The organism is Bacteroides sp. An269 (genome assembly GCF_002159755.1).
Taxonomy (GTDB): Bacteria; Bacteroidota; Bacteroidia; order Bacteroidales; family Bacteroidaceae; genus Phocaeicola; species Phocaeicola intestinalis.
The window spans coordinates 1-16,761 of sequence record NZ_NFJG01000043.1 but is presented as its reverse complement, the minus strand read 5'-3'; the positions used below and the strand labels follow the sequence as shown (position 1 = coordinate 16,761).

The 16,761-nt window shown below is 48.9% G+C and carries 12 protein-coding genes; 2 read left to right on the top strand and 10 right to left on the bottom strand.

Annotated elements, in window-relative coordinates; translation table 11 throughout:
- Positions 1-47 precede the first annotated feature (47 nt).
- From B5F71_RS09895 to B5F71_RS09850, 10 genes are all read right to left on the bottom strand, one after another.
- Entirely contained in the window at positions 48-2,603 is a 2,556-nt protein-coding gene (locus B5F71_RS09895) for a DUF4962 domain-containing protein (protein ID WP_241148585.1), read from the bottom strand.
- Between the two features lie 640 nt (positions 2,604-3,243).
- Positions 3,244-4,773 carry a DUF6562 domain-containing protein gene (locus B5F71_RS09890; protein WP_087209786.1) on the bottom strand — a complete coding sequence of 510 codons (1,530 nt, stop codon included), beginning with the start codon at positions 4,771-4,773 and terminating at the stop codon, positions 3,244-3,246.
- A gap of 79 nt (positions 4,774-4,852) precedes the next feature.
- The gene (locus B5F71_RS09885) at positions 4,853-5,920 is read right to left on the bottom strand and encodes a DUF6562 domain-containing protein (protein WP_087209783.1); all 1,068 of its coding nucleotides are present in this window, start codon (positions 5,918-5,920) and stop codon (positions 4,853-4,855) included.
- Between the two features lie 22 nt (positions 5,921-5,942).
- Entirely contained in the window at positions 5,943-6,635 is a 693-nt protein-coding gene (locus B5F71_RS09880; RefSeq protein ID WP_241148587.1) for a DUF3575 domain-containing protein, read from the bottom strand.
- A 170-nt stretch (positions 6,636-6,805) separates the two neighbouring features.
- Positions 6,806-9,409 carry a DUF4962 domain-containing protein gene (locus B5F71_RS09875; protein ID WP_087209777.1) on the bottom strand — a complete coding sequence of 868 codons (2,604 nt, stop codon included), beginning with the start codon at positions 9,407-9,409 and terminating at the stop codon, positions 6,806-6,808.
- A gap of 147 nt (positions 9,410-9,556) precedes the next feature.
- Positions 9,557-10,909 (bottom strand): sulfatase-like hydrolase/transferase, encoded by a 1,353-nt coding sequence (locus B5F71_RS09870; protein ID WP_087209772.1) that lies wholly within the window; start codon positions 10,907-10,909, stop codon positions 9,557-9,559.
- A 319-nt stretch (positions 10,910-11,228) separates the two neighbouring features.
- The gene (locus tag B5F71_RS09865) at positions 11,229-11,462 is read right to left on the bottom strand and encodes a hypothetical protein (RefSeq protein ID WP_087209769.1); all 234 of its coding nucleotides are present in this window, start codon (positions 11,460-11,462) and stop codon (positions 11,229-11,231) included.
- 104 nt (positions 11,463-11,566) lie between these two features.
- Complete coding sequence (locus tag B5F71_RS09860; RefSeq protein WP_022039276.1) at positions 11,567-11,791, bottom strand: hypothetical protein; 225 nt, start codon at positions 11,789-11,791, stop codon at positions 11,567-11,569.
- Between the two features lie 92 nt (positions 11,792-11,883).
- Positions 11,884-12,663: a pyrroline-5-carboxylate reductase gene (gene proC, locus B5F71_RS09855; RefSeq protein ID WP_262483247.1), complete on the bottom strand. Its 780-nt coding sequence runs from the start codon at positions 12,661-12,663 to the stop codon at positions 11,884-11,886.
- 114 nt (positions 12,664-12,777) lie between these two features.
- Entirely contained in the window at positions 12,778-13,224 is a 447-nt protein-coding gene (locus B5F71_RS09850; protein ID WP_022039278.1) for a thioesterase family protein, read from the bottom strand.
- A 119-nt stretch (positions 13,225-13,343) separates the two neighbouring features.
- On the opposite strand from B5F71_RS09850, the gene B5F71_RS09845 reads away from it, so the two are divergent.
- Both B5F71_RS09845 and B5F71_RS09840 read left to right on the top strand, forming a co-directional pair.
- A complete protein-coding gene (locus B5F71_RS09845) occupies positions 13,344-14,627 on the top strand; it encodes an O-acetylhomoserine aminocarboxypropyltransferase/cysteine synthase family protein (RefSeq protein ID WP_087209762.1) in 1,284 nt (427 codons plus the stop codon).
- Between the two features lie 179 nt (positions 14,628-14,806).
- Positions 14,807-16,603, top strand: coding sequence for a MutS family DNA mismatch repair protein (locus B5F71_RS09840; RefSeq protein WP_087209758.1), 1,797 nt, complete (start codon positions 14,807-14,809; stop codon positions 16,601-16,603).
- Positions 16,604-16,761: the final 158 nt, after the last annotated feature.

Sequence of the window (16,761 nt, the reverse complement as noted above, 5' to 3'; positions counted from 1 at the left end):
TACCAACAATAATATTTCAATTCTGTGCAAAGCGCTTTCGAATTTGTTTAAAAACCCTTCCGGGTGGCTATCGGAGCACGGTCAGTCATTTCCATAACCTGATATTCGCCATCGGTTTCATCATAAAGCAATGACGAATTTGCGTCTTGTCGTAGATAGGGCACACCATCGATTACAGGAGACTCTTCGCCATAACTGAACACTACCGGTTCTGTATGATGACGCACTACAAGCCGGGGACTGTCCGAAGCATTCAGGCAGGCTTCCACCGTCCAGTCTCCACACGTAAACGTATCTCCGTCCCTGCGGATGATATAAGGACTTTCGCCTGCTTCGCATACTTGGATAAGGGTAAGATAGCGTGTTGCAGGCTGATTGTCCGTACTCGCCGTCAGATGCCACTGGTTGGGGTATTCCGCTCCGCCGGTTGCAGGAGGCACCGCAAACTGGTCGGTCTGGGTGATATCCATCTCGCTTGAGCCAAACAATTGGGTTACGGCATAAAAACCGTCCGCTTCATCAGCAGTGCTCAACACCTGTTCTGCTTCGTTGATGTCGAACCGGACCGGACTATGCAACAACCAGTCCCAACGAACCGGCTCGGATGCCTCCAGTTCATCATAAATAAGCACCGTACGCGGATGCAACATCAGGACGTGCCGGCGGTATCGGGTAAGAGGAGTTTCACCGAATCCGTTATCGGGTGTCTGCGTGATACCTGCCTGGGCAAAATAGTTCACCCACATCGGATCGTCGCTAATGCCGCAATAGGCATGAGAGGCATCACCGAGCGCATAACTGATGTGATTCCCTCCCAAGGCACGGACAATGCTTCCGTATCCCTCCGTAGAATAAGGCTGGCCGATGCCGTTCACCAGAATCGTATTGTGGGCACGGGTATGCCGGTACGACATCAGGTTGTGTGCATCGGCAAACGCCTGGTAATAGCCTGTACTGCGGTACACATCGTGTCCTTTAAATAACAAATTAAACGCATTCTGGCTTGCCGTGGTATGGCTTCCCGACCCGAAGGTACTGGAACGGAACGACAAGGCAAGGTCATTCCCGGCATTCCCCAAATGGCTATGCATCGACACTTCTCCGGCATCGCTGTACCACACCATTTTGGCAGCATCTTCGGGCAAGGCAGACTCGTAAGTCCGATTGGAACACATGCGGTACAAACGCAATTCGTAATCCTGCCGAACCAGCGACTGGCATTCACCGGCATACCACCCGGCATACGCATCGCCCGTCTCGCGTGCCAGATAATCGGCAAATGCAGCCGTAAGCCGGTTGGGCTGGTCGCCATTCTCACTGTTGTCTCCAAAACCGGTACTCTTCGAATCGGGCGGATTGGTGTAGGCAAGAGCCCGTCCTGCATTGCGGTACCACGGATGTTGCAGGAAGTCGAACCGCGCCACGTAAGAGAACAAGGCAGGCATGTAGGCAAGTGTCTTCACATTAGCAGGGAAATAGCCCGTCCCGTTATGCCAGATGCCATCGCGGTTGAAGCCCGAAGCCGGAGCACGTGCTGTCCAAAGCTCGTAATAATACTTGAATATCGGAAGCGCCTCATCGGCATATTCCGCCTTGTCATACAGCAGGAAAGCCGCCTGTGTCAGGATACGCATGTTCTGTTGCCAGAAATGATTGTCGAAGATATGGTTTTCTTCCACACCGCATTGCTCCTGATACGAATGACGCAGGGCACGCATCATCAGCTCCTCCGCACCCGAACGCTGCGTGGCGGTCAGGCGTCCATAGAGCAAATCGTAAACCGCGGCATGAGCCAAAGTCAAGGCAGAGGTCGTAAAGTTATCGGTAAAGAGTTGTGTATCCGTAGGAGGCAGGGCAAGCATCGCATCCAGTAGCTCTACCAGCTTATCGGCATACCGCTCGTCCTGAAGCAGATAGTAAGCGTGATACAGCCACGTGGCATGCTGGCGCAAGGTCTCGGCATCGGCATAAAGGTCCATGGTGCCGTAGTCCGCCTCCAGTGCTATCGAGGCGCGCGCCGTCAATTGGCGGTATTCGGGATGAGATGTCACGTTCTGCCTTGCCTCACCGATATACGGATTGAGGAAACAATACAGACGGGGATGCACACGGGGAGCATTCTCCAGGAAGTCTTCGAAAGGCGGAGTAACAAATACCGGCGTCTCTGCCTTTACCTCGAACGCATACGTCTCACTCCATGCGCCGGGACTGGCACCCTCGGCATCGGTACTCCGGAAACGCCAGTACCACGTGCCGGCATCCAGTGCCCGGTGGAGGTTATACATACATCCGTCTTGCGGCTCGCTGATTTCGGCATCCGCAAAATCTTCTGTGCGCGAAAGGGCATACTGGAGCCGCTCGCCCGTCTTCATGGCTTGAGGGACAAGGAAAGGAGCGGGATTGACAATCAGTTCGTTCGATGTCTTGGGATAAGGCTGGGTGCGCTCTTTGTCCTGGTACGCATCGGGATAGGTCGTTTCGGGCTGCGGAACGGAAGGCTCCGGCTCTACCGCCTCATCGGAACAGGCAGGGCATCCCAGCCAGCATACCGCCAAGACAAGCATCGGCACATAGCACCGGAAAGGCAAGAAGTTTTTTTTCATTGCATGATGTTTATAGAATGTTGAAATTACTGTTCGTAATGATATGAGAGTGTACATTTTTGTTGATGCCATCATTGAATACCGGCTACACAGAATGCACAAATCTATACGTGCATGGTATACATAAATATTTGTAAAGTGGACAACACAATAATATACGTATAACTGCGTTTCCGGTAAGATTAATAATCTTCACGCTGTAAGATTAATAATCTTCAAGCCGTAAGATTAATAATCTTACAAAACGGGCAGTTCATTTACCGGATTGTAGCAGCCGGTTTTCCGGGCTGGATTGTTCCTTTGCTCTGCGTTTTGGTATCTCCCGCATATAGCAAGATGCACCTATGTTCATCGGCATACGAACATAGGTGCATCAGTTATCGGATACAGGTTCTTCGGACCATGAATCCTGCTTACGAGCCAAGCCCGAAAGTTCATGCAAAGAGAATGTGTTCCCGAAACGTCCCGTATCGGTCACGCCGATTCGTTTCCATTCATTATTAACCGTTCATTTACCCCTCGGCATAACTCTGCCGGTAAGTATCGAGACACAACCTCTAACGCACTAACTAACGAACCATAACACTATTCCAACTCTGTTTACAGTATGAGTCCGATGATACCATGAACAATTCCTTGATTATTCGAAGATGGTGACTACAGGGAATACCACAGCGGAAGCACCTGTTCCAATGGTTTCAGGACTATCGGATGTTCCATCTGTAATATTATAAATAATACCCTGAAGTCCTTCTGCGGTTACCGTAGAAGATGCGCAATAGTAATTACCCGTATAAGCAGCTTTCAGCGCAGCAATCAAGTCTGCATTTGTTGTAGCCAAAGCTGCCTGCAGCTGTGCAAGGGAAGGAATATACCATTCGCTCAAGTTTTCTGATGCTGTAGCTTCTACCAGACTGTTATTAAAGAATGAGTTGAACATCTGATAAGCTGTAGCATCACTTGCCGTTCCTAGAGCCGTTTCAATAGCAGTACTGAAAGCCAATCCAGCATATGCATTAGCAGCATCATCTGTTACTGCCAGACCCAAATCTGTATAAGTACCTACTATGTTACGATTCGTAGCCTTATTTAATGACATGGCGTATGCCTCTACAGTCTTACCTTCTGCATAAGTAGAGTTATCATTTTGACCTCCTAATGCGAATACCACAGCGATAGCTTCTTCAGCAGTTGCTACTTTTTCACCATTGGCGTTAATATAGTCGCCTACTGCAAGCGGAGCATTCGGGTCAACGGGTTCAGCAGGTTGGTTTTCAAATTCATCACCGAAACTTACCGTTACGTCCATTTCACTGCCCGGTTGTTCCCCCGGAGTAAAGCCCATATCCACAATCATGTTTGCATCCAACGTCAAAGACTCAATTGTTGCTGTATAATCATCTACACCATCACCGCTTACTGTTAGAGTCATAGATGTTGCAAACTCTGTCTGATCTACCGGAGCAAAAACAAAGAGGGATGCCCATTCGCCGGCTTCCGCATCATCCATTGCACGTGCATCCAAACGAATTTCTTGTACAGTCGTTGTATTCGTTGTTCCAGTGAAAATGTCATAACCTCCAGGAATATTGAATCTACCTACAGCAATCGTAGTATATCCCTCGAATTCAGCAGGATCTTCAGCGCCTAAGTCAATACGGGTCAACGGACGAGTCAGTGTCGTACTTGTACTTGATGAAGGATCCAACACACCACAGAAAGCATCGGCTGCATCTGTAAAATGACGGTCGCGATTCGATTGATAAGTAATAGCAGGCAATGCTGTAGTATTGTAAACCCAATCGGGAGCCGTTTCTATCGTTTCTTCAGCACCTACTTGTACATAGTCTGCCCAAAATACGCATTGGTATGCTTCTTCCGGAGCAGTAAAAGAGAACGTTACATTGTCACCTGTAACTTCCTGAACATACTTCTGGTCTGCGATAGCCGCACCTTCGCCATCTACCAACTGCATGATACAACGGCGGGTAAATCCGTCTACTTCCGGCATGGCACGCGAAATGGGATTATTTTGTGGAATGTTTACCGATACGGTAACCGGACCGCTTACCAAACCATTAGCTTCGGTCGATACAATCTCTTCTTGGCTACATGATGCGAAAGACATCGCAAACATCGCCATCATCGAATACAAAAAACTCTTTTTCATGTGGTTAAGGTTTTAAATGATTATTACTATGTTTTTTAGGTTAATTAGTTCTTACTTTATCTTTGCGTATTTCTGTTTATCAATCCATGGGTACAATGATGTCTATTTCCCCATCATATTCTGAATCGATTCCGATGCCTCCACCTGGTTCATCCGGATCGGGATCTTCACCTCCCCCTTGCTCATAAGTGGTGAGAAAAGCTCCTGTCAGTACGGTATTCTTGCCCCGTTCGCAAGGTACATTCACTACCGAATTGGCAATGGTAACATTATCTGCATCAACGATTTCTATTTCCATCGGAACAGTATCGATTTCTTCCTCGTTGGATACAAATACATAATCGAACCCTACACGAAGTTCGTCAGTACCTTCCTCGGGCAATTCGAACGAAGTGTTATATTGCATGTACATCAGCGAGTGCTTAGGCACATTATCGAGGGCGTTATAGCCTACCGGCAAATAACCGCTATACTTGATACGCGCGGTAAAGGTTTCGCCATTGACTTCACCATCGGCTACACGTTGCAGGAAGTCTGCCACATCGGTTGCAATCAGTTCGTAACGTGCCACGGGACGTTGGAGCGTTACATCCTGCTCGACCACCGCTCCCCACTGGTCAGCGTAAGCGGTAAGGTCGAGGGATGTAGTGCCCACAAACACATCTTTATATTCAGTATTGCCCGTATGAGAAGCACGGTTCGGGATTACAGGTACCAGACTTTGGGTGTTGTAGTGCAAATCTTCTTCGGGAGTCTCGGCACTTACATAGTCTTTCCATACCACCAACTGGTACGAACGGGCATGCAGTTTCATGCTGACCGGCAAAGAAAGATGCGTGCGGTCGGTAATGTTCTCTACAAACACCTGTCTTGCCACAGGCTGGCGGTTGAAGTATGCCTCTACAATGAAACGGTGCAGGTAATCAGTATTGGCAGAAACCCGTGCACTGCTATTCTCTTCATTTCCCTGCTCGGGCAAATTCAAGTCGAGCGTCAGGTTTACTTCCACATTCACTTCTGTCGGGTCTACACCCAGCTCGCCATCGGCGGTCAGTTCGGGTTCCTCGTGCAAGGTGCAGGCAGCCATCAGGAAGGGCAATGCCAACAAGCCTGACCATAACTTTCGTATATGTCTGTTTCTTTTCATGGAATGTTCGTTTTAAGTTCGTTTAAAAACGGTATACTAATGATGCACCTACCTTTGTCGGTCCCCAATAATGGCGGATGCGGGTGTCTATCTGCGCTCCGTTGTCTATATTATAATAGGTATTATACTTCATATTGGCGTATCCGAAGCCTACGGTAAATTCCGCTCCCCAGTGTTCAGACAACGGAAGCTTATACCCGTAGCTTAATCCGGCTCCTACCAAGGGGCGTCCGGTATCCTGATAACGGCGGTCATCCCATTTCAGGTTATACCATCCCACATGGGCATGCAAGCCGAAGAAATGGCCTTTGCCGGTTTCCTGCCCCATCCACCAACGCAGTTCGGGCTGGATAGCGGCTATGCGCAACGCCTTGTCGGGTTTCGCATCCCACAAGCTCCACATCACCGGGATATCTACCGTCATGCGGGAATGCACCTGCACTTCGTAGTCCAAATTCAATACACCGATGGCATCGTAAGCAATGTTGGTCTTCAGCGCCATATAACGTCTGTCTGAAACAGATACGGTTTTCTTGTCTTTCTTGCGCTTTTCCGAAGCACGGGCTTTGCCTTGCTCTTTGGCTGGCTTCTCTTTTGTTTGTGCCACATTCTTTTTCGCCTGTACTACATTCTTTTTCGCCGAAGGATTGTATACCGCAGTTTCTTCGGGTAAAGCCGAAGTCTGTATGCGGGGCTTCTCTACCGCTTGCGCCATTGCCCCTAAGGGCAACGCCGCTACGGCAAGAGTAAAGCAGGTATGTAAAAATCGTATTTTTAATCTCATGGCTGTAAATAAGTTTTTTAAGTTCTTAAGTTTGTGGGTTCTTGAGTTTTTAAGTTTGTGAGTCTTTGAGTTCTACAAACTAAAAAACTCAAAAACTAAAATTATATTTCCAAGTCGGGCACTACGTCACGCATGGTGGTCACATACCCGTTCTCGTTCACCACGGTTTCTTCTCCTTTATACGTAATGCTTACATCGTCTTTCGTGCTGCGGATGAAGAACGAAGGCGCTCCGCTTGCCGAGACATTCACGCTGATGAGCCAGCCTCCTGCCTTAATGCGTCCGTCGGAAAGGATTTCGGGGTCTTTTGCCGGATACTTCAAGGCATGCGTATTGATAATCGTGGCAAAGCGATATACCTTTGCTTTTTCTGATTTCGCCGTAAAGTGCCAATGGTTCGGGTATTTCTTAAACTTTCCCTTATCGTCTGCACGGAGCCAGTTGACCGGCGGAACAAAGAACTGGCTTGTCGTATCGGTCTGCAAGGTTCCGGTAGAGAAGATGTAAGCATCCGATGCGCCACCCCGTCCCGACAAGCCTTGCACATGCACAAAGCGCGGATTGGAAGTATCTACCGTCATCGGCTGTGCCGTAGTATGCAACATAAAGGTATAATCAGCCGGTTCTGAAGCTTCCAGCTCGTCATAGATAAAGATAAATCCGGTCTTTCCCAAATTGACGATATGCCGGCGGAACTTGGTGAGGGGCACATCGTCCCAACCGTTTTCAGGCGTGTATTCCACATCCGAAACCTTGCCACGCTCTAACCACAGCGGAGAAATCACTTTTCCGTAAGCGTTAGAAGCATCGCCCAACACATAACCTATTTTGTCACTACAATAGTAACGGGGAATCCAACCGTATCCTTCGGTACCAATGCGTTGCCCCATACCGTTTACCAAAATGGTGTTGTGAGCGCGGGTCGCACGGTGGCACAACATGCTGTGTACGTCGGTAAACTCGATGTGATGGCCACTGCTATAGAAAATAGGCTTTCCTCCGTAGAACGTATTGAACGCATTCTGATTCGCCAGCGCATGGGAAGTGCTTCCATACGGGCTGCTCCGGAAGCTCCACATCGCATTGCCTCCTACACGGTCCCAATTGGTCTGGTACGAAGCCAAACCTGTTTCGGGGAACACTCTTCCGAAAGGCAAGGCAGTCAATCCCGGACCTTCGGGCAACGGCTTGTCGCATTGCAGACGGAACCAAGCCAAATCGCCGGGCTTGTTCAGCAACGCTTTCTTCATGTATTCAGGCTCAACCTTCAACGTGCGGCGCACAAAGTCGGCGGCAAACGAGTTGTTGGTCAGCTTAGCCAGTGCATCCAGGTAACTGATACGGATGCTGTTGGGGCGTCCTACATTCTGATGAGAGCTGCCGTTTCCTCCCGATTTGGAGAACGGAGGCTGCTGGTAAATGGTATACATGATGTTGTTGGTATACCAAGGATCGCTGAAGAAATCATATCCCGTCAGATTGCTATAATAATAAGGCACTTCTATCAGCGTACGGGTATTGACCGTAAAATATGAATCGCCGTTGTGCCAGCCGCCGTCTTCGTTCAGCCCGGGGAAACGTGCCCGCCATACATTGTAGCAATAATCCGTCCATGTAGCGGCTTCAGGCAAATCGCCATACGTGGCAAATGCAGCCATTGTCAGGATGCGCAGGGTCATCTGCCAGATGTGGTTTTCGGCGATATGGTTTTCCAGATAGTTATTGAAATGCTTATACATGGCTCCGCCTTTCTCCCGGATGGCATCCAGCAAGGTTTTCTTCTGCGCGTCGGTCAGCAACTCGTAAAACGAGTCATACGCCATGGAGCAAAGCGAAAGCAATGCCGAAGCGTTGAAGTCTCCTTTCACATTCTTATCCTTATCCCAGTCGGTCATCTCCAAGACACGTTTAAGAGCCTCATCGGCATACTTCCGGTCTTTCGTCAACAGGTAAGCACGAATCAGCGCCTCGGTATTCCCTTCCTCGGCATCAATGATGCGGCGGCTCTCACGGGTAAGGTACGAATTGATTTGCATCTGGTTCGTGAGGTTCTTCACCTGACTGGTATTGATATCCTTCACCGTTTTCATCGGGGTCTGCATCACCTTATCGGCACGCTCCAGATACCATTGGTATTCTGCTTTCGGCTTTGCCTGTGCGATAAACGCATCCCAGCCTGCCTTCTGCACCCATATACGAGGATGGGTTGCAGGCACCTTGGCGATGGCTTCCTTATAAGAAGGCGGACAGAACTTCTTCGGGTTATCCCCCACCGTAAGTTCCTGCGTACTTTGCCATTCTACCTGCTCGGCTTCATTTACATAGCCGTATTGCCAATACCATTTCCCGGGCGCAAGGTCTTTATCAGGATTATAGAAAGGCCAGCGGGTTTCCACCTGCTTGACATCTTTCTTAAACTCTTTGTCACGGGCATAACGAAGCTGATAGTGTAATGTCGTTTTGTCCACCTTACGTACAGATTTCGCGTCCATGCCGTCCAGTATATCCGCATTGATATTGGCATCGGCACGAAGCGGCCATTGGAAAGAGACATAACGGTCGTCCACCACCGCCTTATCTTTCGGATAAGGAGTGGCACGCATTTCATGCATCAAGGTGGTTTCGGTCAGCCTGATGTTCGTCTGGGCAGACGCCCCTACGAAGAATGCGCTCCATAGTAATGCTAAATAAAAGGTCTTCTTCATCGGTGTTTTTGTTTTTTTCGTTGTTGCAAAAATAACCAATACTTCGCTGATAGGCTTACACAAATGTTTTGTTTTCATTCAAAATCCAGCAAAGAATGTTCGATATTGTCTAATACATTTTTAAATTTGTGCAAAATGTCTGTTCTTTTAATCCTTTGGAATATATTTCTCTTTGAAATGAGTGGCTGCAGACGGATGGCAACGCATCCATTCGTCAAGCAAGGCACGATGCTCACGAACAATGGTTGAATACTTTTCTTCTACTGCCAGATTACGCATTTCTCCCCGGTCGGTACGCATATCGTAAAGCTGCTCGCGGTTCTTTCCGGTATCATACAAGACGTATTTATAATAAGGTGTACGCACCATCCAGCCCAATGTGCCTGCAGTCTCTCCGAAGAAGGTTTCGGTCACCACGTACGGGCGGTGCGCCTTTGCCGTATCTCCCTCCTCTGCCACCTCACGGAAGCTGACTCCCTGACGTCCCGAAGGCACTTCCACTTCCGCCCAGTCGCATACGCTCGGCATCAGGTCTTCTCCATTATTGATGAACTGGGGCAATACCTTTCCCGCATTCTTCCCGCTGGGAAGGCAAACGATAAAAGGCACGTTCACCACCTCTTCATACAGGGCGGTTTTCTGGTTCCATTGGTGTGCGCCACACCCGTCTCCGTGGTCGCTGGTAAAGATAACCACGGTATTCTCCCACAAGCCCTGCTTGTCCACTTCGTCCAATATCTTCCCGATTTCCTTGTCCACCGCTTCAATCAGGCGGTAATACGCATTGCGGTACCGACGCCAGTCGTCCGGCGTGAAAGTCACGGTCGGATAAAGCCGATGGTTCTGCCTGCGCTCGAAAGCCAGGGCGTCGGCATCATACGGATTGACCGCAAAATTGGCAGGCAAGCCGGGACAATCTTCAAGCGCCGGCTCTTCGAACGAAGCATAGGGCGGATTCTGATGACGCGCATACTCGCAAATGTTATGCGGATTATCGAAAGAGGCGACCAAGAAGAAAGGCTGTTCGGGATTGCGGCGCAAGAAGGCAACACATGCCTCGGCAAGACCGAAATCATTATGCCCGTGCAGGTTCTCGAAACCGAAAGCCTCCTTCGCCGGCAAGGAATTGGTATGCGCGTGCCATTTCCCGGCATATGCGCATTCGTATCCGCTTTCTTCCAATAACGTGCCCAATGTCCGTGTGCGAATAGAGTCGGGCATGGGTGTCCCGTTCTCGGTCAGTCCCACCTGACCGGGCGTGTATCCCGTAAACATGGACGAACGCGAGGGACCGCTCAAGGGCATGCTGCAATAAGCGTTCGAGAAACGCACGCCCCTCTGGGCAAGCCGGTCCATATTGGGGGTATGCACCTCTTCATTTCCGGCACAGCTCATTGCCGTAGCAGTCTGCTGGTCGGTCATAATATAAAGGATATTGGGTCGCTCCTGTGCCATCAGTGCAGCAGGGGCAAAGAGGGAATAGATAATAAATGGTTTCATAGCGATTATCGTTTTTGACAAAAGTAACCGTTCTCCCTCAAAAACGACTTCAACAACCTGCAACGTTCTTTCAAATCCGTGCACCGGCTTTCACTTTTATGCAAAATACTTTCGAATCTGTACAATTCTGCCAAAGATAGTACTTCCGGAAGATTTTTATAAGTAACTCGCCTATATCATGGCACACAGACGCTATTTTAATGTGCCAATGAATAATAAGGGCAATGTGCTAATTTATTCTCACATTAGCACATTGTTTATTTGTCTCTGTGTATTCTTGCGTAGTCTGTGTCCAACGATAGCATCAACAAATCTTGATTTAAACGAGATACCTCTTCCTCAGATACTTCACCCACTCCTGGTGCTTGCATGACTTGAATACCTTTTCTATCCTATCAAACAGCCATTCGTAAGTCAAATCAATGAAAGTATCTTTACCCACATCGGTAAGCAATGATTTATATTCGGGTATGGCATACTCGCGGAAATGCTTGTTGCCTTGTGGGTAAAGATGGATATGGTGAAAATACTGAATATCTCCTTTGCACAGCATACCCCTATATGTGATTACGCCAAATTTGTCGCAAATGATTAGCTTTTATGAAAGAAACAATGTCTAATTCCCCGAACCATTATGCTGTTGTTATTATTCAGATATCACATCACTTGAACCAAACGGAGGTAAAAGGCGATGATACAGACCAGATCGATAACCAACGCTATGACCGACCACTTGATGAACAGTTTCTTTTTCTTCACCACACCATACACAATACCGATAATTGCCGAGACCAGTATGCCGGCAGCTATCCCGAAGATGCCTTGTACCGCAAGCCCCACCAGTATCAACAGAGCCATGGTTATCAAAATGTTGTTTCTCATATTTGTTTAAGGAGTTAAGGAGTTAAGAAGTTAAGGAGTTAAGAAATCAGATGCATTACTATTGACTTTTAACTCCTTTAACCCTTTTTTAATCAGATACTTGCTTTAATGGCTTTGATAACCGCCGAAGTAAACCCATCGTGCTCCAGCGAGTTAACGCCCTTAATGGTGATACCACCCGGTGTGGTAACCTTCTCTATCTCCAGTGCCGGATGCGTGTCTTCGTTTTCCAACAAAAGACGTGCCGCCCCTTCTACGGTCTGCGCCACCATCTTCATGGCGTCTTTCGGACGGATGCCTGCTTCCACACCTGCCTGCATGGCTGCCTGCACATACTTCAGCACGTAAGCAATGCCGCATGACGTAAGCGAAGTGGCCGCCGCAAGCTGTTTTTCTTCTATCAACATGGCAAGCCCCATTTCATTGAACAAGTCCAACATTGTCAGTGTCTGTTGTTCGGATGCATTCCGGCAGGCTATCAGTGTCATACTTGCCCGCAAAGAGATAGCAGTGTTCGGAATAATACGAAACATTGGCATTTCGGGGTCTACAAAGTGGGCAAGGTCTTCGAAAGTCATCCCTGCCGCTACCGATACCAATACCTGAGGCTGGCGCAAACGCAAAGGCTTCAATACTTCTTCTACCTTCCAAGGCTTGACCGCTACAATCACCACATCGGCATCTGCCGCTTCGTGATTGTCTGTACTGACCTGTATTGCCGGAAATTCAGCTTTCAGCTTTTCCAATTTGGGCATACTTGGATTGGTCACCGTGATGTCCTGTACCCGCACGTAATGCCCTTGTGCCAGCCCACGGGCAATGGCTCCACCCATATTGCCGGCTCCGATAATTGCTACTTTCATGTCTGTTATTCTTTTTAGAAACGCAGATTTTCGCAGATGTTTTTATTCAATAGTCAGTGAAATAAAATTTCAATCTGCGTTAATCTGTGAAAAATCTGCGTTTCCCCACATTATTAAATCTATTTACAATGGTTTCGAAAGTTCCTCCAACGACTTTCCTTCATATTCGCAAATGGTCTGCTTGAACGAATCAGGAAGTTCTACCGGTTCTTTGGTTGCCACGTCATAACCTACCATTACCGTACGGCACTGGCATTTCAGTACACCACTCGCCTTGTTGACGGCACGCTGCAACAAAGTAAAACTTTTATGTCCCAAATGAATGACTGTAGTTTCGATATACAACTCATCCGAGAAAAATACCGGAGCCAGGAAATCGGCATTGATGTTAGCCACTACGATACCTAGTGTGTTCCACTCCTTATCACCGAACACATCGCGCATATACGATGTCTTTGCCAGATCGTAAATGGAAAAATACGAAGAGTTGTTCATGTGACCGTACTGGTCTACATCACTAAAACGAATCTGCACCGGCATCACATGCCTGTATGTAAGTTTTGTTGCCATATCATTTAAACTTTGTTCACCTCAAATATATATCTTTTTTTCCGTAAAACGCAACAAGTGCAGCATTTATTTCTTATTTTTGCGCACAATGCAATGAAATCAACTAATAGACATAAATAATGGAACAGAAATTAAGCAAAGAAACCCTCTGCGTACAGGCAGGGTGGACTCCCAAGAACGGCGAGCCCCGTGTAGTGCCCATCTATCAGAGCACAACCTTCAAATATGACGATAGCGACCAGATGGCACGCTTGTTCGACCTGAAAGATACCGGATATTTCTATACCCGCCTGCAAAACCCCACCAACGATGCCGTAGCTTCCAAGATTGCTGCACTGGAAGGCGGTGTAGGTGCCATCCTTACTTCATCGGGGCAGGCGGCAAACTTCTATGCCGTGTTCAACATCTGTGAAGCGGGCGACCATATCGTCTGCTCGTCTACCATCTATGGCGGTACGTTCAACCTCTTCGGTGTCACCCTAAAGAAACTGGGTATCGAATGTACCTTCATCGATGCCGATGCGCCCGAAGAAGAAATCGACAAGGCTTTCCAACCCAATACCCGCTGTATGTTCGGTGAAACCATCTCGAACCCCAGCATCAATGTGCTCGATATTGAGAAATTTGCCCGCATCGCCCATAAGCATGGCGTGCCACTTATCGTAGACAACACCTTTGCTACCCCCATCAATTGCCGCCCCTTCGAATGGGGAGCCGATATCGTGACTCATTCTACCACCAAGTATATGGACGGACACGCCACTTGCGTAGGCGGTGTCGTAGTAGATAGCGGAAACTTCGACTGGATGGCACATGCCGACAAGTTCCCCGGACTGACTACTCCCGATGAGTCTTATCACGGACTAACCTATGCCAAGGCATTCGGCAAGATGGCATACATCACCAAACTTACGGCACAACTGATGCGCGACCTAGGCTCCATCCCTTCACCAATGAACGCTTTCCTGCTCAACTTAGGACTGGAAACCTTGCACTTGCGTGTACCCCGCCATTGCGCCAATGCCCAGAAGGTAGCCGAATGGTTGGAAGCCAACCCGAAAGTAAAATGGGTAAACTATTGCGGCTTGAAGAGCAACAAGTATTACGAACTGGCACAAAAATACCTGCCCAACGGTTCATGCGGTGTCATTGCTTTCGGTCTGAAAGGCACACGCGAAGATGCCGTGAAGTTCATGGATAGCCTGAAGCTGGCATGTATCGTGACCCACGTGGCAGATGCCCGTACCTGTGTCTTGCATCCGGCAAGCCATACCCACCGCCAATTGAGTGATGAGCAATTGATAGAAGCCGGCGTAGCTCCCGACCTGATCCGCCTTTCGGTAGGCATCGAGAACGTAGACGATATCATCGCCGACCTTGAACAAGCATTGCAAAGTATTTAAATGAAGAATGAAGAATTTGTTGATAGCTTGTCACGCCGGATTTGCAATCCGAAACCGTTTGCTAATGATGCGGATTACAAATCCGCAAATAGGATTACGCCGGATTACAAATCCGGCGTGACAAAGATTCTTCATTCTTAATTCTTCATTCTTCATTCAAAAGATTCTTCATTCACCCCATGGCTCCAAACACCTGGTACACTCAACGCATAGACGAAACTTTACGACAACTTTCCCAAACCAAGACACAGATTAACCGCATCAGCCTGCTGCGCGTCCTGCTCTTTGTGGCAGGCTTTGCAGGACTGATTTTGTTTTATCGTTCCGGCACGTGGGCGGTAGTGCTCACCGTGTGCTGCACCTTCCTGCCTTTTTTTATCTTGGTCAAGGTACACAACCGGCTTTATTTCCGCAAGGAACAGTTAGAAACCCAACTCAAGCTGAATCAAGATGAACTGAAAGGACTGGAAGGCGACTATTCGGTTTTCGACGAAGGGCGCGAGTTCATCGATGCCGGACATCCTTACTCGTACGACCTCGACCTCTTCGGACGCAAATCGCTCTTCCAAGCCCTCGGACGTACCTGCACGCATATCGGGAAACAAACTCTTGCCACATGGATGCAACATCACCTGACAGAGAAAACCGCTATCGAAACCCGTCAGGAAAGCATCCGCGACATGAGCCGGCGGATGGAGTTCCGCGAAGCATTCCGTGTGACCGGTTCCATCAACCGCGGCGCGGATTCCGATGAAGAAGAGATAAGCCGCTGGAGCCAGACTCCATCTGTCCTGCAACACCTGTGGTGGGTAAAACTCTGCCTTTGGGCTGTACCCGGCATCAATATCCTGCTGCTTGCGCTCGGATTGCTGCATATCCTTTCACTCAGCTGGTTCGGAATGATGTTTACCGTCTTCGTCATCCTCAGCTTCGGACTTATCCAGCGAGGGACCCTGATACAAGAAACTTATGGAAAGAAACTGAAAACCCTGAACCGTTATGCCAAACTGATAACCCTTGCCAAAGGGGAAACGTGGCAAGCCCCTGCCCTGCGTGAACTGACCGATAAGCTGGACATCGACGGACATTCTCCTGCCGAAGCCCTGATGCAACTCTCCAAGGAACTCGACCGCCTCGACCTGCGCAACAACCAGCTCCTGTATGTCATCTTAGAGGGAAGCATGTTCTTCCAGCTCCGGCAAATCGTGCGCATCGAACGCTGGAAGGCACGCTATGGGAAATACCTCATGGGCTGGCTGGAAGCCGTAGGCGAACTGGACGCACTCTGCTCGCTCGGCACTTTCGCTTACAACCACCCGGCATATACGTATCCTACGATTGCCGGCCAACCGTTCTGCTTCCTCGCCCGCAACATGGGACATCCGCTCATGCCCGAAGCCCAATGCGTGAAAAATGATGCCACCATCCCCTCACGCCCTTATTTCCTGATTATTACCGGAGCCAATATGGCAGGCAAGAGCACCTACCTGCACACCATAGGTGTCAACTACCTGCTGGCATGCATGGGCTGCCCCGTGTGTTGCGAAAGCCTGACGCTTTATCCTGCACAACTCATCACCAGCCTGCGCACCACCGATTCGCTCTCAGACAACGAATCTTATTTCTTTGCCGAACTGAAACGCCTGAAACGCATCATCGACCTGCTGGACGAAGGACAGGAACTTTTTATCATCCTCGATGAGATACTGAAAGGGACGAACTCAGCCGACAAGCAGAAAGGCTCGCTCGACCTTATCCGCCAGTTCATGCGCCTGAAAGCCGACGGCATCATCGCCACCCACGACCTGCTATTGGGCACACTTGCCGACCAATTCCCCGAATATATCCGCAACTATTGCTTCGAAGCAGACATCAAGGATAACGAGCTGACCTTCTCCTACCGCCTGCGCGAGGGCGTGGCACAGAACATGAACGCCTGCTTCCTGATGCGGAAAATGGGGATTACCATCAGCTGATGGAAATGTCGGAGAAAGACACGGAGACATGCACTTGCTTGTGAAAACCCTTAGAAGCTGTTTTGAATTTATCGTGCGATGATTTGGGATGAGTTTTTGAGGCATTTTCGCTTCTGTGATGAGGAAGATAGCGGGCTATCTGACGAAGAACAGGAGCG

Excerpts from the sequence above, each read along its gene's own strand:
- B5F71_RS09895 (WP_241148585.1), bottom strand. The coding sequence starts at position 2,603 with ATGAAAAAAAACTTCTTGCCTTTCCGGTGCTATGTGCCGATGCTTGTC.
- B5F71_RS09890 (WP_087209786.1), bottom strand. The coding sequence starts at position 4,773 with ATGAAAAAGAGTTTTTTGTATTCGATGATGGCGATGTTTGCGATGTCT.
- B5F71_RS09885 (WP_087209783.1), bottom strand. The coding sequence starts at position 5,920 with ATGAAAAGAAACAGACATATACGAAAGTTATGGTCAGGCTTGTTGGCA.
- B5F71_RS09880 (WP_241148587.1), bottom strand. The coding sequence starts at position 6,635 with ATGGCGCAAGCGGTAGAGAAGCCCCGCATACAGACTTCGGCTTTACCC.
- B5F71_RS09875 (WP_087209777.1), bottom strand. The coding sequence starts at position 9,409 with ATGAAGAAGACCTTTTATTTAGCATTACTATGGAGCGCATTCTTCGTA.
- B5F71_RS09870 (WP_087209772.1), bottom strand. The coding sequence starts at position 10,909 with ATGAAACCATTTATTATCTATTCCCTCTTTGCCCCTGCTGCACTGATG.
- B5F71_RS09865 (WP_087209769.1), bottom strand. The coding sequence starts at position 11,462 with ATGCTGTGCAAAGGAGATATTCAGTATTTTCACCATATCCATCTTTAC.
- B5F71_RS09860 (WP_022039276.1), bottom strand. The coding sequence starts at position 11,791 with ATGAGAAACAACATTTTGATAACCATGGCTCTGTTGATACTGGTGGGG.
- B5F71_RS09850 (WP_022039278.1), bottom strand. The coding sequence starts at position 13,224 with ATGGCAACAAAACTTACATACAGGCATGTGATGCCGGTGCAGATTCGT.
- B5F71_RS09845 (WP_087209762.1), top strand. The coding sequence starts at position 13,344 with ATGGAACAGAAATTAAGCAAAGAAACCCTCTGCGTACAGGCAGGGTGG.
- B5F71_RS09840 (WP_087209758.1), top strand. The coding sequence starts at position 14,807 with ATGGCTCCAAACACCTGGTACACTCAACGCATAGACGAAACTTTACGA.